Annotated in this window: 22 protein-coding genes and 1 pseudogene; 10 read left to right on the forward strand and 13 right to left on the reverse strand. The window is 61.7% G+C overall.

The window, feature by feature from the left end:
* Positions 1 to 105 precede the first annotated feature (105 nt).
* Positions 106 to 645, reverse strand: a complete 540-nt coding sequence (locus AACU78_RS05335) for a GNAT family N-acetyltransferase (RefSeq protein WP_250212341.1) — start codon at positions 643 to 645, stop codon at positions 106 to 108.
* 275 nt (positions 646 to 920) lie between these two features.
* Between AACU78_RS05335 and AACU78_RS05340 the strand changes: the two genes are divergently transcribed.
* Positions 921 to 1814, forward strand: a complete 894-nt coding sequence (locus AACU78_RS05340) for an AraC family transcriptional regulator (RefSeq protein ID WP_106580181.1) — start codon at positions 921 to 923, stop codon at positions 1812 to 1814.
* On the opposite strand, the gene AACU78_RS05345 is transcribed toward AACU78_RS05340, so the two are convergent.
* Positions 1756 to 2343, reverse strand: a complete 588-nt coding sequence (locus AACU78_RS05345; protein WP_106580182.1) for a LysE family translocator — start codon at positions 2341 to 2343, stop codon at positions 1756 to 1758. The genes AACU78_RS05340 and AACU78_RS05345 overlap by 59 nt on opposite strands.
* Positions 2344 to 2568: 225 nt before the next feature.
* On the opposite strand from AACU78_RS05345, the gene AACU78_RS05350 reads away from it, so the two are divergent.
* Together AACU78_RS05350 and AACU78_RS05355 are read left to right on the forward strand one after the other, a co-directional pair.
* Positions 2569 to 3411, forward strand: coding sequence for an alpha/beta fold hydrolase (locus AACU78_RS05350; RefSeq protein WP_106580183.1), 843 nt, complete (start codon positions 2569 to 2571; stop codon positions 3409 to 3411).
* A 64-nt stretch (positions 3412 to 3475) separates the two neighbouring features.
* Positions 3476 to 4054, forward strand: coding sequence for a TetR/AcrR family transcriptional regulator (locus AACU78_RS05355; RefSeq protein ID WP_256587058.1), 579 nt, complete (start codon positions 3476 to 3478; stop codon positions 4052 to 4054).
* Between the two features lie 6 nt (positions 4055 to 4060).
* Here the strand turns inward: AACU78_RS05355 and AACU78_RS05360 are convergent, their stop codons facing one another.
* A complete protein-coding gene (locus AACU78_RS05360) occupies positions 4061 to 4267 on the reverse strand; it encodes a hypothetical protein (protein ID WP_106580185.1) in 207 nt (68 codons plus the stop codon).
* A gap of 178 nt (positions 4268 to 4445) precedes the next feature.
* Between AACU78_RS05360 and AACU78_RS05365 the strand changes: the two genes are divergently transcribed.
* Positions 4446 to 4712 carry a hypothetical protein gene (locus AACU78_RS05365; protein WP_146151471.1) on the forward strand — a complete coding sequence of 89 codons (267 nt, stop codon included), beginning with the start codon at positions 4446 to 4448 and terminating at the stop codon, positions 4710 to 4712.
* Between the two features lie 226 nt (positions 4713 to 4938).
* Here the strand turns inward: AACU78_RS05365 and AACU78_RS05370 are convergent, their stop codons facing one another.
* The gene (locus AACU78_RS05370) at positions 4939 to 5373 is read right to left on the reverse strand and encodes a winged helix-turn-helix transcriptional regulator (protein ID WP_106580186.1); all 435 of its coding nucleotides are present in this window, start codon (positions 5371 to 5373) and stop codon (positions 4939 to 4941) included.
* A 105-nt stretch (positions 5374 to 5478) separates the two neighbouring features.
* Here AACU78_RS05370 and AACU78_RS05375 point away from each other — a divergent pair, with 105 nt between their 5' ends.
* The gene (locus AACU78_RS05375; protein ID WP_106580187.1) at positions 5479 to 6177 is read left to right on the forward strand and encodes an SDR family oxidoreductase; all 699 of its coding nucleotides are present in this window, start codon (positions 5479 to 5481) and stop codon (positions 6175 to 6177) included.
* Here AACU78_RS05375 and AACU78_RS05380 read toward each other — a convergent pair.
* A complete protein-coding gene (locus AACU78_RS05380) occupies positions 6167 to 7051 on the reverse strand; it encodes an NAD(P)/FAD-dependent oxidoreductase (RefSeq protein WP_106580188.1) in 885 nt (294 codons plus the stop codon). The two genes, AACU78_RS05375 and AACU78_RS05380, sit on opposite strands and share 11 nt — an antisense overlap.
* Before the next feature lie 144 nt (positions 7052 to 7195).
* Here AACU78_RS05380 and AACU78_RS05385 point away from each other — a divergent pair, with 144 nt between their 5' ends.
* The gene (locus AACU78_RS05385) at positions 7196 to 7633 is read left to right on the forward strand and encodes an Rrf2 family transcriptional regulator (RefSeq protein WP_106580189.1); all 438 of its coding nucleotides are present in this window, start codon (positions 7196 to 7198) and stop codon (positions 7631 to 7633) included.
* 4 nt (positions 7634 to 7637) lie between these two features.
* Here AACU78_RS05385 and AACU78_RS05390 read toward each other — a convergent pair whose 3' ends face one another.
* The 3 genes from AACU78_RS05390 to AACU78_RS05400 form a co-directional block, all read right to left on the reverse strand.
* Positions 7638 to 9083, reverse strand: a complete 1446-nt coding sequence (locus AACU78_RS05390; protein ID WP_106580190.1) for a mechanosensitive ion channel family protein — start codon at positions 9081 to 9083, stop codon at positions 7638 to 7640.
* A 167-nt stretch (positions 9084 to 9250) separates the two neighbouring features.
* Entirely contained in the window at positions 9251 to 10117 is an 867-nt protein-coding gene (locus AACU78_RS05395) for a pirin family protein (RefSeq protein WP_106580191.1), read from the reverse strand.
* A 76-nt stretch (positions 10118 to 10193) separates the two neighbouring features.
* Positions 10194 to 11399 (reverse strand): multidrug effflux MFS transporter, encoded by a 1206-nt coding sequence (locus AACU78_RS05400; RefSeq protein ID WP_106580192.1) that lies wholly within the window; start codon positions 11397 to 11399, stop codon positions 10194 to 10196.
* 100 nt (positions 11400 to 11499) lie between these two features.
* On the opposite strand from AACU78_RS05400, the gene AACU78_RS05405 reads away from it, so the two are divergent.
* The 3 genes and pseudogenes from AACU78_RS05405 to AACU78_RS30035 form a co-directional block, all read left to right on the forward strand.
* Positions 11500 to 12606 carry an efflux RND transporter periplasmic adaptor subunit gene (locus tag AACU78_RS05405; protein ID WP_106580193.1) on the forward strand — a complete coding sequence of 369 codons (1107 nt, stop codon included), beginning with the start codon at positions 11500 to 11502 and terminating at the stop codon, positions 12604 to 12606.
* A gap of 2 nt (positions 12607 to 12608) precedes the next feature.
* Positions 12609 to 15692, forward strand: coding sequence for an efflux RND transporter permease subunit (locus AACU78_RS05410; RefSeq protein ID WP_106580194.1), 3084 nt, complete (start codon positions 12609 to 12611; stop codon positions 15690 to 15692).
* A 104-nt stretch (positions 15693 to 15796) separates the two neighbouring features.
* A pseudogene (locus tag AACU78_RS30035) lies at positions 15797 to 16184 on the forward strand (hypothetical protein); the annotation flags it as partial.
* An 855-nt stretch (positions 16185 to 17039) separates the two neighbouring features.
* On the opposite strand, the gene AACU78_RS05415 reads toward AACU78_RS30035, so the two are convergent.
* From AACU78_RS05415 to AACU78_RS05430, 4 genes are all read right to left on the reverse strand, one after another.
* Entirely contained in the window at positions 17040 to 18269 is a 1230-nt protein-coding gene (locus tag AACU78_RS05415) for a M20/M25/M40 family metallo-hydrolase (protein WP_106580195.1), read from the reverse strand.
* Positions 18270 to 18318: 49 nt separating this feature from the next.
* On the reverse strand, positions 18319 to 19377 hold the full coding sequence (locus tag AACU78_RS05420) for a diguanylate cyclase (protein WP_106580196.1): 1059 nt from the start codon (positions 19375 to 19377) through the stop codon (positions 18319 to 18321).
* Positions 19378 to 19465: 88 nt separating this feature from the next.
* The gene (locus tag AACU78_RS05425; protein ID WP_106580197.1) at positions 19466 to 20098 is read right to left on the reverse strand and encodes a LysE family translocator; all 633 of its coding nucleotides are present in this window, start codon (positions 20096 to 20098) and stop codon (positions 19466 to 19468) included.
* Complete coding sequence (locus AACU78_RS05430; protein WP_106580198.1) at positions 20095 to 20934, reverse strand: sugar phosphate isomerase/epimerase family protein; 840 nt, start codon at positions 20932 to 20934, stop codon at positions 20095 to 20097. Before AACU78_RS05430 ends, AACU78_RS05425 begins: the two co-directional genes overlap by 4 nt.
* A gap of 136 nt (positions 20935 to 21070) precedes the next feature.
* Between AACU78_RS05430 and AACU78_RS05435 the strand changes: the two genes are divergently transcribed.
* Positions 21071 to 22483 (forward strand): aminotransferase-like domain-containing protein, encoded by a 1413-nt coding sequence (locus tag AACU78_RS05435; RefSeq protein ID WP_106580199.1) that lies wholly within the window; start codon positions 21071 to 21073, stop codon positions 22481 to 22483.
* Here AACU78_RS05435 and AACU78_RS05440 read toward each other — a convergent pair.
* The gene (locus AACU78_RS05440; protein ID WP_106580200.1) at positions 22461 to 23540 is read right to left on the reverse strand and encodes a sigma-54 interaction domain-containing protein; all 1080 of its coding nucleotides are present in this window, start codon (positions 23538 to 23540) and stop codon (positions 22461 to 22463) included. The two genes, AACU78_RS05435 and AACU78_RS05440, sit on opposite strands and share 23 nt — an antisense overlap.
* Positions 23541 to 23573 lie beyond the last annotated feature (33 nt).

Consider the following 23573-nt stretch of genomic DNA (forward strand, 5'->3'; position numbering starts at 1 on the left):
ATCCGCCCATTGAATGACCGCGGCCACATCGATAACGCCGACGTCCAAGGCGCACCTGAGGTAGGCGACGGTTAGACCAAAGGCTGCTCCATCCTCGCTCATCATTCACCCGCCGGCGCTCAGGGTTTTGCCAAACAACCGGTTCTCGTGGGTTTCGCCCTGGAACGTATAGGTCGGCGAGCCCAGCAGTTCGTAGCCGCGGCGCGGGTAAAAACCCAGTGCCCGTTCATTGCCGACCCACACCGTGGCCCACAACAGTGAAGCCCCGGCCAGCGCTGCGTGTTGCTCGGCCGCTTGCAGCAGTTGGTAGCCGATACCCCGGCCGGTAAAGCGCTCCTGGATGTACAGGCGTTGTAGCTCGGCAACGTTGGAGGATGGAAGCATTGCGTGCCCGGCGCGCAGTTTGATTTGAGCAAAACCGACGAGGTGGCCGTTGGTTTCTGCCACCACCAGAGCGCTGCCTGGTTCAGTCATCAGCCGCGAGATGGTAGCCGGCGCAAAGGCTTGCAGCGCTTCGGTGGCGATGGCGCTGCGAATGCCTTCGGTAGCGTAGGTGTCGAGAAATACCTGCATGCCCAGCACGCCGATGCATAAGGCATCCTGGGGGCTGGCGGCGCGAATCTGGATGGACGAAGACGATGTCATGTGCGGCTCTAGGGCTGAAAACGGCGTGAGCAGGGTTTTTAGCATAAATGGACCTTGGCCGGCGTATTCCACCCGCAAGCCACTCCCATTTTGCGCACAAGGGGTTTGAGGCTGAACTGTCGGGTGGAGTACTCGACGGCTGGCACCTGCCGACCGGCTACACCTACCAACACACTCGTGATGCCGACGGCTGCGTGTATAGCTCAGCGTTGCTGACGGCCCTGGCGGTCTGTGTAATGATCGCCCTTCGTTCCTCAAGGGATGGAGCCACCGCCATGTCGCTGAACACCTCCGCTGACCCCGCACAAGCGCCGCGCTTCTGGCGTGATGAGCGTTTGCCGTTCATCGAAGCGCGGACCATCGCCGATGGGCGCAAGGTCACTTATACCCGTCACGCCCACGAGCATTTTTCCATCGGTGCGATCACCACCGGGCGCAGTTATTATCACTACGGCGCGCAGACGTTTGAGATCAGCGCCGGCACGGTGGTGTTGATGAACCCCGGCGATGTGCATGCGTGCAATCCGATCTACGACCAGCCTTGGTCGTATCACATGATTTACCTCGACACGCCTTGGCTGACCGACCTGCAATACCAGCTGGGATTCAGTACCGATCAGGGTTATCGGCCGTTCAACACGCCTTACACCCGCGATCCGGTGCTGTTCAACGGTTTGATCGAGCTGTACGCAATGCTGCTGGATGAGCACTCCGAACTGCTGCAAAAACAGAGCGCGCTGGTGAGTTTTTTTACCGAGGTGCAACAGCGTTTAAACCCTTCGTTGACGCCAGTGCGGGAGGTCAACCACAAGCTGGAGCGCGCCGCCGAGTACATCCGCGCGCACTGCACCGAGGCGTTGAAGCTCGAGGAGATTTGCCTGGCGGCCGAGCTGTCGCCGTCGTACCTGATCCGTGCGTTCAAGCAGTATTACGGGCTGACGCCGCATGCCTTTCTGGTCAACCGGCGTATCCAGTTTGCCCGAACGCAATTGCGCAACGGCGAGTTGATCGCTGACGTGGCGCTGGCGGCAGGGTTTGCTGACCAGGCGCATTTTCAGCGCGCGTTCAAACAGCATTTCGCCGCTACGCCGGGGCAATACCGCGACTTGCTCAAGCCATCAGCAAATAACCCACACTGGCCACCAGCAACGCGGCCATTGAGCGGTTGAACAGGCGTACGCCTTGCGGGTTGCTCAGGTAGCGTCGCAAGAACGTCCCGGCGTATGCCCAGCACGCCACCGACAGGTAGCAGATCACCAGGTAGAGCGCCGCAAACAGCCACACTTGGCCCGCATCGCCGTCCGCCACAAACAACCCCATCCCTGCCACACAGGCCAGCCAGGCTTTGGGGTTGAGCCATTGCATGATCGCGCCGTAAAGCATCGACGGCGCGGTGGCGGTGCCATCAGCGTCGAGCCGGCCATCGTCCACCGCCAGCTTCCAGGCCATGTACAGCAAAAACGCGACACCGCCCCACTGGATCAACTGGGTCAGGATCGGCCAGCGCACCAACACTTCATGCAGGCCCAGGCCGATCAGCACCAGCAGCAAGGTGAAGCCGACGGCGGCGCCGAACACGTGTTTCTGGCTGGCGGCAAAGCCGAAGCGCGCGCCGGCGCTGAGCGCGACCACGTTGACGGGGCCCGGTGTGATGGAGGTGGCCAGGGCGAAGGCGGCCATGGAGAGGATCAAGCTCATTGCGATTCCTTTTTGTTGTGCCAAGCGAAGATGGCACCACGGTAAAGCGCTGAACGTGCGTGGTATTGAAGAAAATCACCCTGAGCACTTAGACGGTTTTATTCCATTGATATAACTGCATTTTTTTCTCTCATTCGGTGAGTTTCGATAGACAAAAATGCATATTTTCAACACCGACGCCGATGCTAGAGTTCAGCGCCTTCTCACTGCAAAAAAGGATTCGCCATGTCACGTCGCCTGCTGGCAGTTGCCTGCCTGATGCTGTCTTTCTCTGCGGTCCACGCTGCCGAACGCTGGGAAACCCTGCCGCCCACCCCAGCACCGGTGGCCGGTGCCAAAACCGGTTACGCCGCCGTCAATGGCATCAAGGTCTATTACACACGCACCGGCCACGGCTCGCCGGTGGTGTTGCTGCACGGTGGCTTGTCCAATTCGGATTACTGGGGCAACCAGGTCAAGGCCCTGGCGGCCAAGCACACGGTGATCAGTATCGACAGCCGTGGCCACGGGCGCAGTTCGCGGAATGACAAACCCTACGGCTACGACTTGATGGCGGATGATGTAGTGGGCGTGCTCGACAGCCTGAAAATCCCGCGTGCCGATATCGTCGGCTGGAGCGACGGCGCGATCATCGGCATTGACCTGGCGCTGCGCCACCCGAACCGCATCGGCAAAGTGTTCGCCTTCGCCGCCAACACCCAGACGTCCGGCGTCAAAGACGCGGTCGAGAAAAACCCGACCTTCGCCGCCTTCATCGAACGCGCTGGCAAGGAGTACGCCAAGCTGTCGCCGACGCCCAAAGAGTACGACGCGTTTGTCGAGCAGATCAGCCATATGTGGACCAGCCAACCGAACTGGACCGACGCGCAACTGGCGAGCATCAAGACCCCGATTCTGGTGGTGGACGGCGACCATGACGAAGCGATCAAGCGCGAACACACCGAGTACATCGCCGCGACCATTCCGGGTGCCGGCCTGCTGATTCTGCCGAACACCAGCCACTTCGCCTTCCTGCAAGACCCGGCGTTGTTCAATGCCGCGCTGTTGGACTTCCTCGACAGCAAATAGACCCTGTACCCTGTCGGCGCGCACCGGTTGCGCGCCCACAGTTCCCAGCCACGTCAGGACGCCAATGCCCAACCCCATTCCTCGCCGGCGCGATGCCGCCGTCACCCGCGAAGCCATCGTGTCGTCTGCGCGCAAGGCGTTTGCCCGATCAGGCTACGATGGCGCCGGGCTGGGAGAAATCGCCGCAGGCGCGGGGGTGACCGTAATGCTGGTCAACCGCTACTTCGTTTCCAAGGAGCAGCTGTTTGCCGAAGTGATCGCCGAGGCGCTGGCCAGCCCGCGCGCCCTGACGCAAGGCAACCTCAGCGCGGCAACCCTCGGCCGCACCCTCGCCACCGCGTTGGTCAGCATCACCGAAGCGGGCAGCACGCCGCTGGATGGCTTCCTGATCATGCTGCACTCGGCGTCGAGCAAGCGCGCGACGGCGATTGGCCGCGAGCACGTCGAAAAAGGCCACCAGGCGACCATGGCCGCCGCGCTCCAGGGCGCGCATCGCGAAGAGCGCGCAGCGCTGGTGATGACGCTGGTGTCAGGCTTTCAAGTGATGCGCCGGATGCTCGAACTGTCGGCGCTGGCCAAGGCCGACCCGCAGGTGTTGATCGACTTGCTGACGCCGCTGTTTCAGCAACTGGTGGACGGCTGAACCTGGTTACTTCACGAACAATTCCCGGTCCCGCGCCTTCACATGGCCGGGGCGATGGCAGGCATCGAACCAGGGTTTCTCCCCCGCAGTCGGCGGTTTGGCCAGGCGCAAGGCGTGCAGCGCGCCGGGCTGGCCGGCATTGACGCGAAAGTGGAAGTGATCGAGTAGGCGCAACGCCTCGATGGGGTGCACCACGGCGATCTTGGGCGTCACGCACTTTGCCGTTGATCTGGCTGAGGAACACGATGGAATACAACACCGAACTGCTGGTTTGCCCGATGCTGGTGGCGATAGGGTTCAGGGACAGCGCGCCGTCGGCGTGGGGCGCAAAGCACAGTGAGACTTTTGAGCCGGGCTGATCGCGCACCTCCCAGCACTGCGGTGAAAGCGGATGCTTGCGCAAGGTCGCGGGCGCGGTCCAGTAGGCGTCGAATACCTCGGCACACTTTCCGGCCACGTTTTCATCGTCGAACAGCAGCACGTTGTTGGCCTGAATATACAGGCCGCGCAGGGCGAAACTGGTGGAGCCGCCGAGCACACGTATGGCCTTGCCCGCGCGCCGCACAATCAGCACTTTGTTGTGCTGCTGGCTGGAAAAATGCAGGCGCTTGACCTGCGCCCCAGTGGTTGGCGCCGGGGTAGCGCACTTCGATGCTGAAGCCCACGAAGGCGGGCGGCGCCAGGTCTTGCGCGAGGTCGAACGCCAGCAGCGCAGCGTCCTCGCCGCGGTACAGCTTGAAGGTCAGCCCCTGGGAGCTGGTCTTGCTTTCAAAGTCGGTGATTATGGCGTGTCTCCTCTCCTGGAAGACCTCCGTACACCGGACGGGGCGTTAACCCGCTCACCACTGGGAAGCGTTCTTGTAAAGTCCAGCGGCTACGCCGCATCAAGCCACCGGCGCTTGCGTAACGATGTCTTCCAGGCCCAGCACCCGGCCATCCTCAGACACGATCTCGACCTTGCGCAGCGGCTTGAGCGAACGCGCATCCAGCACGCGCGCACTGACATGCTCAGGCTCGGTGTGCGCCTCGCCCCATTGAGCCAGCGTGACCAGCACCGGCATCAGCGCGCGGCCCTTGTCGGTCAGTTGGTATTCATTGCGCGCGCCGACCTCACTGGTGTGCAGCAGGCCTTGCTCGACCATGTCCTTGAGGCGGGTGGCGAGGATGTTTTTCGCTACGCCCAGGTGTTTCTGAAAATCGCCGAAGCGTGTCACCCCGGCAAACGCGTCGCGGATGATCAACAGCGTCCACCAATCCCCCACCACATCCAACGCACGGGCGACCGGGCAGCCGTCGCCTTCCAGGCATTTGCGTTTCATCGTCGGGCCTCCAGCAATCAGAAATATTCGGTTGCATTATAGGACCAACAGGCTCAGGATAAAAACGGTTTCATTATTAAACCTAATTTATCGCGGGAGCTGATCATGGATATTCGTGGAAAAGTGGTGTTGGTCACCGGCGCCAACCGTGGCCTGGGCAAAGCCTTTGTGACCGCGCTGTTGGCAGCGGGCGCGGCCAAGGTGTATGCAGCGGCGCGCGACCCGGCCAGCGTGAACATTCCCGGCAGCACGCCGATTGCTCTGGACATCACCGACCCGGCCAGCGTGCAGCGCGCCGCCGAGCAGTGCACCGACGTCAGCGTGTTGATCAACAACGCGGGCTTTCTGAAGTACGGCTCGTTGCTCGCCGACGACAGCGTCGAGAACCTGCAGCAGCACTTTGAAGTGAACACCTTCGGCACCCTGCGCCTGAGCCGCGCATTTGCGCCAATCCTGGCCAAGCAAGGCGGCGGCGCGCTGATCAATATCCTCTCGGTATTGAGCTGGCTGAGCCCGCCCGGCTCCGGCGGCTACAGCACGTCGAAATCCGCCCAGTGGGGCCTGACCAACGGCCTGCGCGGTGAACTGCGCGAGCAAAATACCCTGGTGATCGGCGTGCACCCGGCCTATATCGACACCGACATGGTGGCCGATGTCCAGGCACCGAAAAGCACGCCCCATGAAGTGGTCGCGATCACCTTGCAAGCCCTGAGCGAAGACCGTGAAGAAGCATTGATCACCGACATGACCCACGCGGTGAAAGCTTCGTTGTCCACCGCCAGCCCGGTCTACCTCACCCGTTGATCAACGAAAAGTGCGCGCCCACCCCGGCGCGCACGCCCTCGCCCACCGCCAGCGCCACGGAGCCGGCGGCAAGTGAGGTATCGCCACAGGCAAACACACCGGTCACGGAGGTCTGGCGCGTTTCATGGGTGTGCACATAGGCGCCCGTGGGGCCGTCGGCCAATTCACACCCCAATTGCGCAGCCAACGGGCTGATGCGGGTGCGCGACAGGGTGAAGACACCGTCCAGCGCAATGACGCGGCCATCTGCCAATTCCAGGTCGGCGCGTTCGCCGCTGATGCGCGTGACGGTTGTGCTTTCCACTGAAACTCCCCGTCGATCCAACTGCGCCTGCTGTTCGGCATCCGGCGTGAACACGCCATTGGTGAACAAGGTGGTGGTGCCCCAATCCGGCAGCATCAGCGCGTGGTGCATCGCCAGCGCGGAGGTGGCCAATACGCCGATGCGGCCTTGGTCGAGTTCATAGCCGTGGCAGTAAGGGCAATGAAACACGCGTGTGCCCCAGCGTTCCTGCAGGCCTTCGATGGCGGGTAATTCGTCGACCACCCCGGTGGCGAGGATCAGGCGTCTGGCCTTGAACTCGCCATTGCACTGGGTGCGCACACTGAAACCGCCCTGCTGCACGACGGCTGTGATCACGCTGTCCTGCACCCAGGTTACCGTCGGGTACTCCATCAGTTGGCTGCGGCCCTCGGCGGCGATGACATCGGGTGACTGGCCGTCCTGACCGAGAAAACCATGGGAGGTGGCGGCAAAGCGATTGCGCCGCTGACCGGCATCGATCATCAACACCTTGCGCCGCGCCCGCGCCAACTGCAGGCCTGCAGACAGGCCGGCATAGCTGCCGCCCACAATAATGACGTCGTGCACCATGAACGTGACCTCGTGTGTTGCGCGCACGGTTATCCGTGCGCTTTCACGACACACCATAAGTTACGTAAAAATACCGCGTCAAGCGTCTCGCAACTTTTCAGGTTACAAACGATACTTTGCGCCGACTCGACTGGGGATTATTTGATGAGAAACGACACCCGCCTCTCGCGCATGCTGCATGTGCTGATCCATATGGGCCGCCATGAAGAGCGCGCCACCTCGGAAACCATCGCGCAGATGCTAGGCACCAACCCGGTGGTGGTGCGACGCACCCTGGGGTTGCTCAAGGAAAAGGGCTATGTGCGCTCGGAAAAAGGCCATCAGGGCGGCTGGACGCTGGGCAAACCCTTGAGCGACATCACCTTGCTGGATATTCACAACGCGCTGGGCACGCCGTCGATTTTCGCCATTGGCCTGTCCACCGACCACCCGCAATGCCTGGTGGAACAGGCCGTAAACGCGGCCCTCACGGACGCATTCGACCAGGCGCAGGCGCTATTGATCGCGCGCTTGGGCGATGTAACGCTGGCGCAGTTGGCGGATGATTTTGACCAGCGCTACCGCGTCGCGATGGCGCCCTGAGCGCTTACAACCCGCGACTGCGCAACCACTGCAAAAAGCCTTTTTTGACTGGCACCACCGGCGATTCCTGGGTCATGGCCTGCGCTGCGTGCACGCGAAAATCCAGCAGCGCCTTCATCGCTTCGCTGATGTCATGCCGCGCGTCCAGGCAGGGTTTGAGGTATTCCTTCTCGATGCGGTACAGGGTGCAGAAGGTCTTGGCGGAAAAGTCCGCCAGCGCCGCCTGGTCGGACAGAATCCCCGCCTCGCCAATCACTTCACCCGGCCCCATGCGCCCGGCTTCGAATTTGTGACCGCCCTTGATCAGCATCACCGAGACCACACCGGACTCGACGATAAACAAATGATCGCTGACCTCCCCCGCCGGCAGGATCATTTCGCCAGCACGGTAAGTGTGCAGCGTCATGTTCTGGCTGAAGGTGTCCTTCTCCTCCTGGCGCAGCGTGGAGAAAATCGACGAGCGCTCCAGCAATGCGCGTGCGCCGGACAGCGCCGGCGGCGCGCCGCTTTCGGTGGCAGACAGCAACCCCACACCCGCCGCCTGCAGGTGCCTGAAAGCCAAATCGTAAAGCTGGTTACGCACTTCACGCTTGAGGGTCATGGCTGGCACAAAGCCGCTGATTTCATACTCGACGCCGCCACTGGCGGAGGTCTTGAATGCCACGCTCGGCGCGGGGTTGACCAGCAGCGGTCGGCACCCTTGCATGGCGCGCTCGAGCGCCTCAATCACGATTTGCGGACGCGCATGCGGGCTGACTTGCAGGCTGACGGCCAGGCCGAACATGTCGGCGGGGCGGGAGAAGTTGATGATCTTGGCCTTGGCCGCCAGAGAATTGGGGATCACCGCCATGCTGCCCTGGGAGGTCTGCAGGCGCGTGGCACGCCAGTCGATATCGGTGACGCGGCCTTCGGTGCCGTCGATGGAGATCCAGTCATCCAGCTGATACGGCTTGGTGGTGTTGAGCACGATCCCGGAAAACACGTCGCTCAAAGTGCTTTGCAACGCCAGGCCGACAATGATCGCCACCGCGCCGGAGGTGGCGAGCACGCCCTTGACCGGCAGGTCGAGCACGTAGGCCATGGCGGCGATGATCGCGATCAGGAAGATCACCGCGCCCATCAAATCCTGCAGCAAGCGCCCGCCATGGCCGACCCGTTGCATCATCACCGCACCGAGCAATACCGTCAGGGTTCGTGCGGCGAACAGCCACCAGCCAATCTGCAAGGCAGTAGCCGACAGGTGCAAGGCGGTGTTGTCGGTGTACGGTGCGAGCTGCATGGGGTTCATGCCGTCGTTGAACAGTACGGCGCTGTACACGGCAAAGATCGCCAACCGCGCCGCCAGCTTCCAGTTGGCGAGGTTGACGGAAATAAGCCGCCACACGGCAATGTCGATAAAGATCAGCGCCACGGCGCACAACATCGGGTGATCAGCAATAAATGAGGGCATCCAGGCGACTCCAGGGCGAATGCTCAGAAGATCGCATGAATCGGGAATGCTGGAAAACAAAATGTGGGCGCTGGCTTGCCGGCGATACCGACACCTCGGTGTATCAGTTGCTCCGAGGTGATGCTATCGCAGGCAAGCCAGCTCCCACAGGGGTTTGCGCTCGACAGTCAAGCCTGCATCTGTCCGAAACGACCGGACTGGTAGTCAGCAAACGCCTGATGAATTTCCTGCTCGGTGTTCATCACGAACGGGCCGTGGCCGACGATGGGTTCATCGATCGGTTCACCGCTGAGCAGCAACACCTTGGCGTCGTCGTTGGCCTCCAGGGTGAGTTGATCACCGTCGCGCTCGAACAACGCCAGTTGCCCTTGGCGTGCCACTTCCTCGCCATTGACCAGCACGGTGCCACGCAGGATCACCAGCGCAGTATTGCGCCCGGCGTGCAAGTCCAGCGCCACCGCTTTACCGGCGTTCAGCCGCAAGTCCCACACGTCAATCGGCGTGAACGTACGCGCCGGCCCTTGAGTACCGGAAAATTCACCGGCGATCAGGCGCAATTGCCCGGCGTCGTTGGCCAACGGCAGCACCGGAATGTCGCCGTCGACGAGGGTCTGGTAACCGGCGTCGGCCATTTTGTCCTTGGCCGGCAAGTTGACCCACAGCTGCACCATTTCCAGCGCCCCGCCGCTGCGGGCAAAGGCTTCGGAATGGAATTCTTCATGAATGATGCCTCGCGCGGCGGTCATCCACTGCACATCGCCGGGTCCGATCGTGCCACCGGCGCCGGTGGAATCACGGTGCTCGACTTCGCCGTCATACACGATGGTCACGGTTTCAAAGCCGCGATGCGGGTGCTGGCCTACACCGCGACGTTGTTCGGTGGGGGTGAAATCGGCCGGGCCGGCGTGGTCCAGCAACAGGAATGGGCTGATGTGCTTGCCCATCGCGTCGTAGGAAAACAGCGTGCGCACCGGAAAGCCGTCACCGACCCAATGGGCGCGGGGGCTGGTGTAGATGCCGATGATTTTTTTCATGGTGTACCTCCAAAGTGCCTACACCCTAAGTCCGTCGGCCTCTGAACACTAGCCGGCAAAAGCAGCCCTGATCGTCCTACGTATAGGACAGTCCCTTGACCGGACGTTGGCGCAACAAGTGGAACGCGACAAACGCCGACACCGCAAAGCTGGCCTCAATGACGATCATCGGCGTGGCACTGCCATCGCGCAAATGGCTCAGCAACAGGCCGCTGCAGGTCGCACCAAACATCTGCGAAAACCCCATCAGGCCAGCGGCCAGGCCCGCGCGGTGAGCGTTGGGCATCACCGCGCCCGTGACCGAGCCGGGGAGCACCAGGCCACCGCCCAGGGTCACCAGCGCCACCGGAATGTCCAGGCCCAGCACCGACAGGCCGAACAGCTGGTAAATCAGCACCGCCGATACGCCGCCGATGGCCACCAGTGTCACGCCCGTCGCCACAATCCGCTGCGGTCCCAGGCGCATGATGTTGCGCCGGGTGTAGGTGGAACCGACGATCAGCATCGACACAATCACGCCAAAATTGATGCCGTATTCAAGGCTGCTGAAACCCAGCAGGTTGATAAACACCGCCGACGAACCCGCAATCACCGAGAACATCGCGCCATAGGTACAGGCCAATGCCACGGCGTACGCCCGGTATTGACGGCCCTTGAGCAAATCCAGGTAGTGCCCGCCGAGGGTACGCCAATGGCCGGCCGTGGGATCGAGGCAGTGGTTGCTCTCGCGAAAGAACAGCACAGCCAACGCCAGCACCACACTGCCAATGATCAGGGCCACAACAATCGGCTCGTGCCAGCCCAGCAGCTTGATCAGCAGCCCGCCGATCATCGGCGCGACGACAATGGCGTAAAGCATGCCGATCATGGTCAGCGCCAGGGCCGGCCCGGCTTCGGCTTGCCACACGTCACGCACCACGGTACGCGCCAACACCAGCGCGGCGCAGGCGCCGAGGCCTTGCAACACGCGGGCGGCAATGAATTGGCCAATGTCGTTGACCAGCAGCATCGAGAAAGTCGCCAGCACATACAGGACCAGGCCGCCGATCAGCACCGGACGACGGCCGATACGGTCCGACAACGGCCCGAACAACAATTGCCCGAGGCCGAATGCAGCAACAAACGCCGACAACGCCATCAGCGCCGAACCGGCTGGCGCCGCCAGCGCCTGCTCGATGTCGCCAAGGCCCGGGATGATCAATTGCGTCGACACTTCACCCAGCGCCGTAAGGGCCACCAGGAAAAACAACATGCTTTGCGAGGGGGCCGGGGCGTTTGCCATGGGGAATATCCGGGGGCTGGATTAATTTATATTTCGACCATAATATGCGTAAAAAATTATGTCCATAATTTTTTATTCACTGGTTAGCCCGGAGCCCGTCATGATCCCTCTTCCCCTGCGTCTTCTCACGCCTTTAGCCCTGTTGATCCTCCTCGGCGGCTGCAACAGCAAGGCCGACACCGCCGCCGAAGTGCCGCCGCCCCGCCCCGTGCTCGCGGCCAAAGTCGAAGCCGCCGGCACCCAGCAAAGCGCGTACACCGGCGTAGTGGCTGCGCGCACAGAAAGCGACCTGGGCTTCAGGGTCAGTGGCAAGGTCATAGACCGCAAGGTCGACCCCGGCCAACATGTCTCCCGTGGCGACACCCTGCTGGTGCTGGACATCGGCGACTTCGAGCTGGCACTGCGCTCGGCCAGGAACCGCGTGAACGCGGCCCAGGCGCAAGTGCGCCAGCGCCGCGATGATGAAAACCGCTACCAACGCCTGGCAAGCACCGGCGCCGTGTCGCGGCAGATTTTCGACCAGTCGGCGACCAACCTGCGCGTCGCCGAGGCTGAGCTGGCTTCGGCGCAATCGGACGCCAGCCAGATCGAAAACCGCCGCGCCTACTCGGTGCTCAAGGCCGACGGCGACGGCATCATCACCGATGTGCGCGTGGACCGCGGCCAAGTCGTCGCCGAAGGGCAGATCGTCGCGCGCCTGGCCCATGACGGCGCTCGCGAAGCCATCGTCAACCTGCCCGAAAACCAACGCGACCACGCCTCACAAAAAGCCTTGGCGTTCCCCTTCGGCGCGCCGGACCAGGCCGTGACTGCCACCTTGCGCGAGCTGTCCGCCAGCGCCGAGCCGACCACCCGCACCTACCGCGCGCGCTACGTATTGCACGGCGCCGTTGACCGTTTCGCCCTTGGCTCGACCATCACCGTTCGCCTGCAAGGCAATGGCCAGGCCCAGCAAACCCGCGTGCCCATCGGCGCGTTGCAAGACGCCGGGCAAGGCACCGGCGTGTGGCTGATTGGCGCAGACGACACCGTCAGCTTCGCCCCCGTCAAGGTCGCCAGTCTCGGCCAGGAGGATGCCCTGCTCGACAGCGGCCTCACACCCGGCCAGACCATCGTCGCCCTCGGCGCGCACCTGCTGCACAGCGGTGACGTGGTGCGCCTGCTGCCCGCCCAAGCACTGGCCCTCAACCGTAAACAGGACCACTGAGCATGCGCGGCATCAACCTCTCCGAACTGGCGGTGAAACACCGCGCAGTCACGCTGTTTCTGATCATCGCGATCCTCGCCGCCGGCATCTTCTCGTTCGGCCAACTGGGGCGCGCCGAAGACCCATCATTTACCGTCAAGGTCATGACCATCACCGCCGCCTGGCCCGGCGCAACCGCCCAGGAAATGCAGGAGCAAGTCGCCGACCGCCTGGAAAAACGCCTGCAGGAACTGGACTACTACGACCGCGTCGAGACCATCGCCCAGCCGGGTTTTGTGTCGATGCGCATGACCTACAAAGAGTCCACGCGCCCCAGTGAAATCCAGGATCTGTTCTACCAGACCCGCAAAAAGCTCAGCGATGAAGCGTCGAAACTGCCCAAAGGCGTGATCGGGCCGTTCTTCAACGATGAATATTCCGACGTGTATTTCGCCCTTTACGCACTGGAAGCCGAGCACTTGCCGCATCGCCAGCAAGTGCAAATGGCCGAAGAACTGCGCCAGGGTTTGCTCAACCTGCCGGGCGTGAAAAAGGTCAACATCCTCGGCGAGCAGGCCCAGCGGATCTTTGTGGAGTTTTCCTACGAGCGCCTGGCAACCCTGGGCATCAAGCCCGATCAGATTTTCGCCGCCCTCGCCGCGCAGAACGCCGTAGCGCCATCGGGCTTCGTCGAAACCGCCGGCGCCCGCGCCTATATCCGTATCGACGGCGCCTTCGACAGCCTCGCGCTGATCGAAAACGTGCCGCTGGAAGTCAACGGCCGTGTGCTGCGCATTGCCGATGTGGCCACCGTCAGCCGTGGCTATGAAGACCCGCCCAGCTACCGGATTCGCCATCAGGGCGACCCGGCGCTGATGCTCGGCGTGATCATGGAAAAGCACTGGAACGGCCTGGAGCTGGACAAAAGCCTCAAGGCCCAGGAAGCCAAAATCCAGGCCGATCTGCCGCTGGGCGTGAACTTCGCCAAGGTCTCCGACCAGGCGAAAAACATCAGCCTGGCCGTGAATGAATTCATGCTCAAATTCTTCGTCGCCCTGGCCGTGGTGATGGTCATCAGCCTGCTGGCGCTGGGCTTTCGCGTGGGCCTGGTGGTGGCCGCCGCAGTCCCGCTGACCTTGTCCGTGGTGTTTGTGATCATGCTGCTGACCGGGCGTGAATTCGACCGTATTACCCTGGGCGCGCTGATTATTTCCCTGGGTTTGCTGGTGGACGACGCCATCATCGCCATCGAGATGATGGTGGTGAAACTCGAGGAAGGCTTTGACCGGATTCATGCCGCCACGTTTGCCTGGAGCTCCACCGCCGCGCCGATGCTGACCGGCACGCTGGTGACGATCATCGGCTTTCTGCCGGTGGGTTTCGCGCGCTCGGGCGCCGGGGAATATGCCGGCAATATCTTCTGGATCGTCGGCTTTGCGTTGATTTCGTCGTGGCTGGTGGCGGTGGTGTTCACGCCGTACCTGGGCGTGAAATTGCTGCCGCAGATCAAACCGGTGCCGGGCGGCCACGACGCCATCTACGCCGGCCGTTACTACCAGAGACTGCGTGATGTGGTCCAAGCCTGTGTGCGCAGGCGCTGGTGGGTGACGGGCTTGGTGGTGGCGGCCTTTGTGCTGTGCGGCTTGGGGATGGGCGCGGTGAAGAAGCAGTTCTTCCCCAACTCTGACCGTTCCGAACTGATCCTTGAGGTGTACATGCCGCCCGGCAGCGCGTTCAAAAGCACCGAGGCGGTGGCGGCGCAGTTGGAGAAAGCCCTGCTGCAAGAGCCACAGACCCGCCTGGTCGATACCTATGTGGGCGGCGGCGCGCCGCGCTTCTTCCTGTCGCTGAACCCCGAGTTGCCCGACCCGGCGTTTGCCAAGCTGATTGTGCAAACCCCGGACTCGCATGCCCGCGATGCGCTGAAACTGCGCATGCGTGAGCGCATAGCGGCCGGTGAATTCCCGGCTGCGCGTGTGCGTGTAACGCAATTGCTGTTCGGCCCACCCGTGCCGTTTCCGGTGGTGTTTCGTGTGTCCGGGCCAAACGTGGATGTACTGCGCGGCGTGGCCGAAGAGGTGCGTCGCATTGTCGCCGCCAACAAGCTGACCAAAGACGCCTTTCTCGACTGGGGCGAGCGCACCAGCGGCTACCGCCTGGTGCTTGATCAGGACCGCCTGCGCCTGCTGGGCTTCACGCCCAATGAGGTCAAATCGCAGCTCAATGCCTTGCTCAGCGGCAACCCGATCACCGAGGTGCGCGAAGGCAATCGCACCGTCTCCGTGGTCGCCCGCGCCCAGGGCAACCAGCGCGAAGACCTCGGCAATCTCAACAATATGACCCTGACCAACAGCGCTGGCACTTCAGTGCCGCTGGCCCAGGTCGGGCACTTCCAAGCGGTCATGGAAGAACCGATCCTCAAGCGCCGCAACCGCGCGAGCACCGTGGAAGTGCGCGCCGACATCATCGACGGCGTACAACCGCCCGACGTGGAAATGGCCGTGCACAAAGACCTGCAACCGCTGATCGCAAAGCTGCCTGCCGGTTACCAGATCGACATCGGCGGCCCGGTGGAAGAAAGCGCCAAGGCCAACGTCGCGCTGGCCGCACTGTTCCCGATCATGATTTTGCTGACGCTCACCGTGATCATGTTCCAGGTGCGCTCGTTCGGCGTGATGTTCATGGTCTTCGCCACCGCGCCTCTGGGCCTGATCGGCGCGGTGCCGACCTTATTGCTGTTCAACCAGCCGTTCGGGTTCAACGCGATTCTGGGCCTGATCGGGATTGGCGGCATCCTGATGCGCAACACGCTGATCTTCACCGATCAGATCCGCCAGAACCAGGAGCACGGCATGGCGATTCGCGAAGCGATTATCGAAGCCACCGTGCGCCGCGCACGGCCGGTGATTTTGACGGCGTTGGCAGCGGCGCTGGCGTTTATCCCGCTCACTCTGTCGGTGTTCTGGTCGTCCCTGGCTTACGTGCTGATTGGCGGGGTACTGGTGGGCACGGTGTTGACGCTGTTGTTCCTGCCAGCGCTGTGCAGTCTGGTGCTTGGGCGAGAACAGGCAAGGGCTACCGAAACATCACAGGCAACACCCGGATAAGCTCTACAGATACCACCTGAAAACCTCGGCAAAGTCCTTCGCCTGATCACACAGTGCGAGGGATTGCAGATGGTTTTTTTCCGTTAAAGCCCCAGTTAATGGGGCTGTCTTTTGATCGTCGCCACCAACCAACACATTGGCCTTCTGGTACTGGCCGCAATGATTCAGAGACGCGAGACGTCGAATCCGTTCTCAGCGATTTCAAACGCTGCCTCAATACCTACGAGCTCTGGGCGGAAAGCTACGTCAGAGTTCTCGATTTGTACCCATCGGCAACACGCCAGTGATGTTGCAAACCATCGACCCCAACAGTGACCCCTGGGCGACCCCATCAAAAAATTTATCGGCCCCAGCGGCATTCTGAAAATCACCGAGTGCGATCGTAACCAGAAGTACCGAGTCAATTTTTACCCCAACGTTTCTAAAGAACACATCAAGGCCTTATATGCCACCTATCAGTCGGTCATCACCTCGCTGGAGCACTGGCTGCGCCACAGACGAAAATTTCGAATCTGCCTTCTATCTATTACCTATTTCGAAGATGAAATCATCGACAACATAGCCTTTATGAGGGTGCCACTCGAACGCCTTAAACACTATGAGAGAGAAGCAGCCTAAGAAAAAATCAATACAAGACCGACCTCTCTAAACACTCTATCTAAAGGCAACATAATTCTATGTAAATGAGCACTCAATTCGAAAGTCACAGAATGCAACTCGCGGCCCTGAATGAAGCCACCACAAGAGCAGACCCTAATCTGGAGCCTTTTACAGGGGAAGACTATTACGGAAACCCTATAGTGCGCATGCAATTGCAAGGCAGTGGTAAAGGATACATCCCAAACCCAGACGACCTGAAAGCTCAGACTTGAATTACCGACATCGAAAACCTTTAATCGACACTTTAGGCGCCACGCTTGAGGACACACTTATAACTTCTCGCAAGCGCTTAGCCCAGCGCCTGGACTTTACTGCTCCCTACCCTGGGGATGGAGCACTCTGGAGAACCCAAGAGGTTTCTTCGAGGACATTTAAAGGTTGACGAATGAGTGTTGGAAAGACGACCTTCAAAAAGCCAGCCTCGAAGACCAATCCACATGGTGAATGCCACCGGCATCACTGACGCGCCTAGAAATACTGTGGCGGGCAGGCTTGCCCTGCTTGGGACTGAAGCCCCAACAAGGGCGACGCGCCTCTTAAGCCAAAACCGCGTCGCCAGTTTCGGGCCTGCTGCGCAGCCCAACGCAGGGCAAGCCTGCTCGCCACAATAAAACCGCTAGTCACAACAGGCCTACTCACCGGATAGCGAGGTTCACCCTCAAAAAATGAGTGAACCCAGCGCACCAATCAACGCTTCGAAAGCTCCATAATCATCCGGCTAAGCAAGTAAATTCGCGGCGCTACACTCTCCACTTCCGCATATTCCTCTGGGGTATGTATGTTGCCACCGACAATCCCGAACCCATCCAGCGTCGGTGTCCCAACCCCGGCAGACAAACTGGCATCCGCTGCCCCGCCGCTGCCTTCGATGGTCAACTTACGCCCCAGCTCCCCGTAAATCCCCTGGGCGATTGCGACCAGCTTGTCCGACTCCGGCGTCTGCGGCATTGGCGGTAAACCGCGCAGCAAACTGGTTTTCACTTCGGTGTCCGCAATCAACTTATTCGCCGAAACACGGGCCAGGTCCTTCTCGATCCGGTCGAACTCTTCCGGCAATGCCGCGCGTACGTCTGCCTTGGCCGTCGCCTGGTCGGGGATGACGTTGACGCGGTCGCCGGCCTTGAGCACGGTGAAGTTGATGGTGGTTTTCTTCTCTTCATCGCCCAGTTTGCCCAGTTGCAGGATCTGGTGCGCCGCTTCCATCGCGGCGTTGCGGCCCAGTTCCGGGGCGACGCCGGCGTGGGCGGCTTTGCCTTTGACTTCAACCACGGCGGTGGCGCTGCCTTTGCGCCATACCACCAGGCCGTCGGCTGGGCGGCCGGGCTCGAGGTTGAGGGTGACGTCGTGGCCCTTGGCGGTGGTGCGAATCAGTTCGGAGGCAGCGTCGGAGCCGGTTTCTTCGCTGGCATCGAGCAGGAAGGTGATCTGTGCGTAGTCCTTGAAACCCTGATCTTTCAGTACCTTCAGCGCATAGATGCCAGCGACGATGCCACCTTTGTCATCCATCACACCGGGGCCATAGGCGCGGCCGTCCTTGATGTGGAACGGGCGTTCGGCGGCCGAACCTTCCTTGAACACCGTGTCCATGTGGGCCATCAGCAAAATCTTGGCTTTGCCGGTGCCTTTGAGGGTGGCGATCACGTGACTGTTGTTGGCCGCTTTGTCCGGCACCAGCTCGATGCTGAAACCGAGCTGCTTCAATTCTTCTACGGCGATGTCGCGCACTTGGGTCAGGCCGGGCTCGTAGCCGGAGCCCGAATCGATATTCACCAGACGCTCAAGCAGCTTCAGCGCTGGGGCCTTGTATTGTTCGGCGCCGGTCTGGATCTGTTTGTGGGGTTCAGCGCTGTAGGCCGGCACGGCGAAGGACATGGCCAGGGTCGCGGCCAGGAGGGTACGGGAGAAGGTGAAGAGCATGGACCGATCCTTGTTTTTTTGTTGGGGGGTGCGCCAACACCCTACCCCACTAGACCGATCGCAACCAACTCCCTTGCACTGAACTCACACGGTTGCGCCCGCTGCTCTTGGCCTCATACAACGCCTGGTCGGCGTCGTTGAGCCAACTGGTCGAATCCGCGTGCGCAGGTTGATACGGCGCCAGGCCAATGCTCAGGCTGGCGCGCAGTGTCGGGTCTTGGGTGTACGCCAATGCGTTGAAGCGGTCGCGCAAGGCGTCCATCACTTCGGTGGCGCGGTGCAGGGGCATGTCCGGCAGGATCACGCAGAACTCATCGCCGCCATAGCGCCCGGCAAGGTCGGTGGTGCGCAGGTTCTGTCGCAGCACTTTGCTCAGTTGGCGCAGCACGATATCGCCGGTAACGTGGCCGTAGGTGTCGTTGATAGTCTTGAAATGGTCGATGTCGATCAGCGCAATGGCCGCGCCCACCTGCTCTCTGCGACAGCGTTGGAATTCGATCTCCAGGTGGTCCTTCCAGGCACCGTGGTTAAGCAGGCCGGACAGGCTGTCGGTGCGGCTCAGCGCCAGCAACTCGCGTTTGTGCCGGGCGAGGGTCACGGCCTGGCGATAACAGATCCAGCCCAGGACCAGCGGGTACACCATCAGAATCGGCAAGCAGGCGTAAAGCTGGGTTTCAGTGGTGACGGCGATGAACGCCGGGGCGAACACCAGCAACGACGCGCCGACACCCAAGGCCTGCGCCACCCAGCCCGCCAGCATGAAGCGCGGCCCGCCAATGGCGACGTTGTTCATGGTCATCATCGACAGCGTGGTGACACTGGGCAGCGGGTTGAAGTGCATGGCGCCGACCCAGAACCCGCCGCAAAAGGAATCAAACAGCAGGTTACGGCGTTCGCTGCGCAGTGAGTTGCTGGCGCGGCGCGACCATTGATAGGCAATGTGCGGCCAGACAAAGGCGTTGATCAGCATCCACGCCCACACCCACAGCGGGGGATGCAGGGGGTACATGCCAAACACCACGCACACAAAACCGAGCGTCAGCCCCAGCGTGCGCGACTTATACAACCGTGAAGCGAGCGGAAGTCCATTTCCTCCGGCGGTTGACATGGCTTGGTGTGATCCTGGATGAATGCCTGGAGTCTATCAGGGCAACGTCAAATCGCCACTACCGCTCATAAACCTGCGAATCGCGCCCTCAGTGCGAAAAACCGCGCGCCAGCATCAGCGCCACACCCAGCAACAGCACTGCCGTGACCCGTTGCAGCAACACCCTCCGCCTGGGGGTTTCCAGCACGTGTTTGATGCGTTGGCCGAAATAGCAATACAGGCAGCCGCTGGCAAACTGCAGCAACAGGAACGTCAGCCCGAGGATGGCGATATCTGCCGCGCGGCTGTGCCCTCCCGCTCCGGCAAACTGTGGGAACACAGCGCTGAACATGATGAGGGTCTTGGGGTTGGAAAACCCGGTCAGCAAGCCCTTGCCGAACAGGCTGCGCGCGCCCTGCGCGGCACCGTCCCGGTTGATCGATACGCCGCTGCTGGTCCACTGCCGGTAGGCCAGGTAGAGGATGTAGGCCACACCCACACACTGGAGGGTCTGGGTGATGGCAAGGTTGCCCTTGATCAATTGCGAGAAGCCTACGGCAAAGATCAGGATCGAAATCAGGTACGACACACTGGCGCCGATCTGCGCCGGGATCGAGCTGCGCAGGCCGTCCTTCAACCCCAGGCTTAACAGCAGCAGGGTCATCGGGCCGGGGCTGAAGGTCATGGTGGCGCAAAACAGCAGAAAATAGAGAAACGAAGAAAGCGTCAACGTACTGGTCATGAGCCCAGACCCGGGTTGGCAGAAACAACGGCGAAGGTGCGCGCCAGGTCGGCCAGAGCGGCCTGCGCGCTGTGGTGACAGGTTTCAAAGGCCACCAGGCCTTTCCAGTTCGTCTCGACGATAGCTCGCAGCACCTCGGCGTACGCGCAGTTGTAAGCGTCGTGCGCCTCCTTGTGGTTGCTGAAGGAAATACCCTTGATCAGCGCGGGGTACTTGCGCATCGCTTGCGCGGGCAAGCGACTGTCGATGTGTGTGTGGCCGGCGTCGAGCAAGCAGTACACATTGCTGTGCGCTTGCAGGTGCTCGAACACAAAGGCGAATTGCGCTTGGTGGGTGAAAATCCGGTAGTTGACGTAGTTGGACAGACTCTCCAGGTAGATATCCGTGCCCTTGGCCTCGGCGTACTGCGCCAGCTCCTTGACCGATTTGAGGTAATGCTCAAGGGCGATGTCCTTGGCCTCCAGCACCCTTTGCGGACCCACGATACAGCCGCCGTGGATGATCAATGGCGCGCCCAAACGACTGGCGACATCGACCTCTCTTTCCACGTACTCCACCGCCGCCGCACGAAAAGCGCCGACATCGCTGCCCAGCGGCGCCTTGAAGTTACTGTGGAATATTGGCTGAACACCGCTGGCGGCGATCTTCTCCTGCAGGCTGGCGATGCGCGCATCAGTCCAGTCCTCGACCCTTTCGCCTAACAGGCTGGCGTCGATGTACCAGTGGCTGTAGCCCCCTTCAATGGCGCTTTGCAGGCCCTTTTCGGCCCCCAGGTATTTATGCTGGGCCACACCCAGGCAGAACGGCGCGCCGGGGTTGATCAGTTGGCTGTCCATCACGTAATCCCTGTCATTGATGGCCCGCAGTCTAGAGCGGCAGCCTTGCACAGGGCAGGTAAAGTAATGCCTAATCCGGCCGAACTTTACCGGTAACAATCACCGGTAAAATAACCGGCAAATACCAGGAAGGTTTATGTTTGTACCCGCCATCGCCTTTGTTGACGGCACGCCCAAGGTTCAGCAGATTGTCGACGCGTTCAGCCAGGCCATCGAGCACGGCGACTGGGCGCCGGGCAGCAAATTGCCGTCGGTGCGTGAATTGACCCAGACCCTGGGCGTGGGCAAATTCACCCTCAATGAAGCGCTGGACCGCCTGCGCGGGCGTAACCTGCTGACCTCCAGCCAGGGCCGCGGCTACTTCGTGGCGATGGACAGTGCCCGCCCCGCCTCGATGACCTGGGTCGACCTGTTGCCCCAAGACCTGCTCAGCGTCTTGCGCCGTCCTTTGGTCACCGCCGGCGGCGAGCTGCGTCCCGGCAGCGGGCACTTGCCGGAGGGCTGGTTGAACAACGACGCCCTCCGCCACGCCCTGCGCAGTGTGGTGCGCGCGCCGTCGTTGCGCATCGCCGGGCTGGGCGCGCCGGCCGGGCTGTTGCCGCTGCGCCAGGCGCTGCAACAAAAGCTGCACGCTGAAGGCCTGTCAGTGCCGGTGGAACAAATCATCACCACGCCCAACACCGTGCAAGGCCTGGACATGCTCATGCGCCTGCTCGCCCGCCCCGGCGACACCGTGCTGCTGGACGCGCCGTGCTACTTCAACTTCCACGCCAACCTGGCCTTGCACGGCGTCAACGTAGTGACCATCGAGCGCCGCCCCGACGGCTTTGACTTCGCCGCCCTTGAAGCACTGCTGGCCGAACATCGCCCCAGTCTGTACCTGACCACCAGCGTGCTGCATAACCCCACCGGCCATTCCTTCAGCCCCAGCCAGGCGTTTCGCCTGCTGCAACTGACTCAGCAATACCACTGCCATATCGTCGAGGATGACCTCTACGGCGACCTGCACCCCAGCCCGCCCCCGCGCCTGGCGGCTCTCGCCGGGCTGGACCAGGTCACGTACCTGTCTGGTTTCTCCAAGATTCTGAGCGCCAACACCCGCGTCAGCTATGTGGTGGCCGCGCCGCAACTGGCGGCGAACCTGACCAACATGAAGTTGATGAGCGGTGGCGTGACCTCAGAGCTGTTCGAGCAACTGGTCTATCGCATGCTCAGCGAAGGCAGCTACGCCAGGCATCGCAAGCGCATGGTGCAACGGTTGATGGAGTCCGGCGGACGCGTCGAGCAATGGCTCAAGCGTTGCGGGTGCGAGCTGCCGATGGCGTATGAGGGCGGGATGTTTATCTGGGCGCGACTGCCGCAGGCGGTGGACGGCGAACTGCTGGCCCAGCACGCGTTGAAACACAGCATGGTTCTGGCGCCGGGCGCCTTGTTCGGTTATGACCCGGCGCACCTCAACGCGATGCGTTTTAATGTCGCCCACAGTGATGAACCGCGCGCGCAGCAGCTATTCGAGACACTGCTGCTCAAGGCCGTGCGCGCCCCTTGAGCATGCCGTGGTTGACCAGCAAGGTGCGCATCGCGTTGCGGGTGATCCCCAGCAAGTCCGCGGTGCGCAGTTGGTTGAAGCCACAAAACGCAAACGCCTCGCGCACGATCAGGTCCTCGATATCGTGCAGCAAGGTGTCTCCCGGCACCTCGAATAACCTCAACAGCTGCTCGCGCATCACCTCCTGCGGGATGCGCGGCGCACCACTATTGGCGCTCGCGTGCAGCGCGCTGAGCCCGGCGGAGAACTTCAGGTGGCTAGGCATGATCGGCTTGTCGCCGGCCACCAGCAGCGCCAGGTGCACGACGTTTTCCAGCTCGCGGATATTGCCCGGCCACGGGTACTCCAGCAGCGCCTGGGTGGCGGATTCGGAGAGCATCGGCTCGGCGATCTTGAGCTTGGCGCTGTACAGCCGGCGAAAGTGCTCCACCAGCGGCAAGATGTCCAGCGGCCGCTCGCGCAGCGGCAGCACCTGCACCTGCGCGACGTTGATGCGGTAAAACAGGTCCAGACGAAAATTGCCGGCCTCCACCGCCTGTTCCAGGTCGATGTTGGTGGCGGTCACCAGGCGGATATTGATCTTGACCGGCTTGCGCGAGCCGACCCGCACCACCTCCTGTTCCTGCAGCACACGCAGCAACTTGACCTGCAGAGGCAGCGGCAGGTCGCCGATTTCATCCAGGAACAGGGTGCCGCCATCGGCCTCTTCAAACCAGCCGATCCGCCGCCCGGAAGCACCGGAAAACGAGCCGGCTTCATGCCCGAAAAACTCGCTTTCGGCCAGGTTCTCGCTGATCGCGCCGCAGTTCACCGGCACAAACGCGCCAGTGCGGCCGCTGGCGCTGTGGATGTAGCGCGCCACCAGCTCCTTGCCGGTGCCGGTTTCGCCATTGATCAACACCGGCGCTTCGCTGGGGCCGACGCGTTTCAAATAATCGAGCAGTTGCAACGAGCGCGGGTCGGAAAACACCAGGGCCTTGGCACGGATCGACAGCGGGTCTTTTTCGCCCTGGGGCAAGGTCAGGATCGGCGTGGGCTGCCCGTGGGGACGGTTCATGAACAATTTCCCGGCGGCGAGATAAAAGAAGTA

The sequence above is a fragment of the Pseudomonas sp. R9.37 genome, from assembly GCF_963878885.1.
GTDB lineage: Bacteria > Pseudomonadota > Gammaproteobacteria > Pseudomonadales > Pseudomonadaceae > Aquipseudomonas.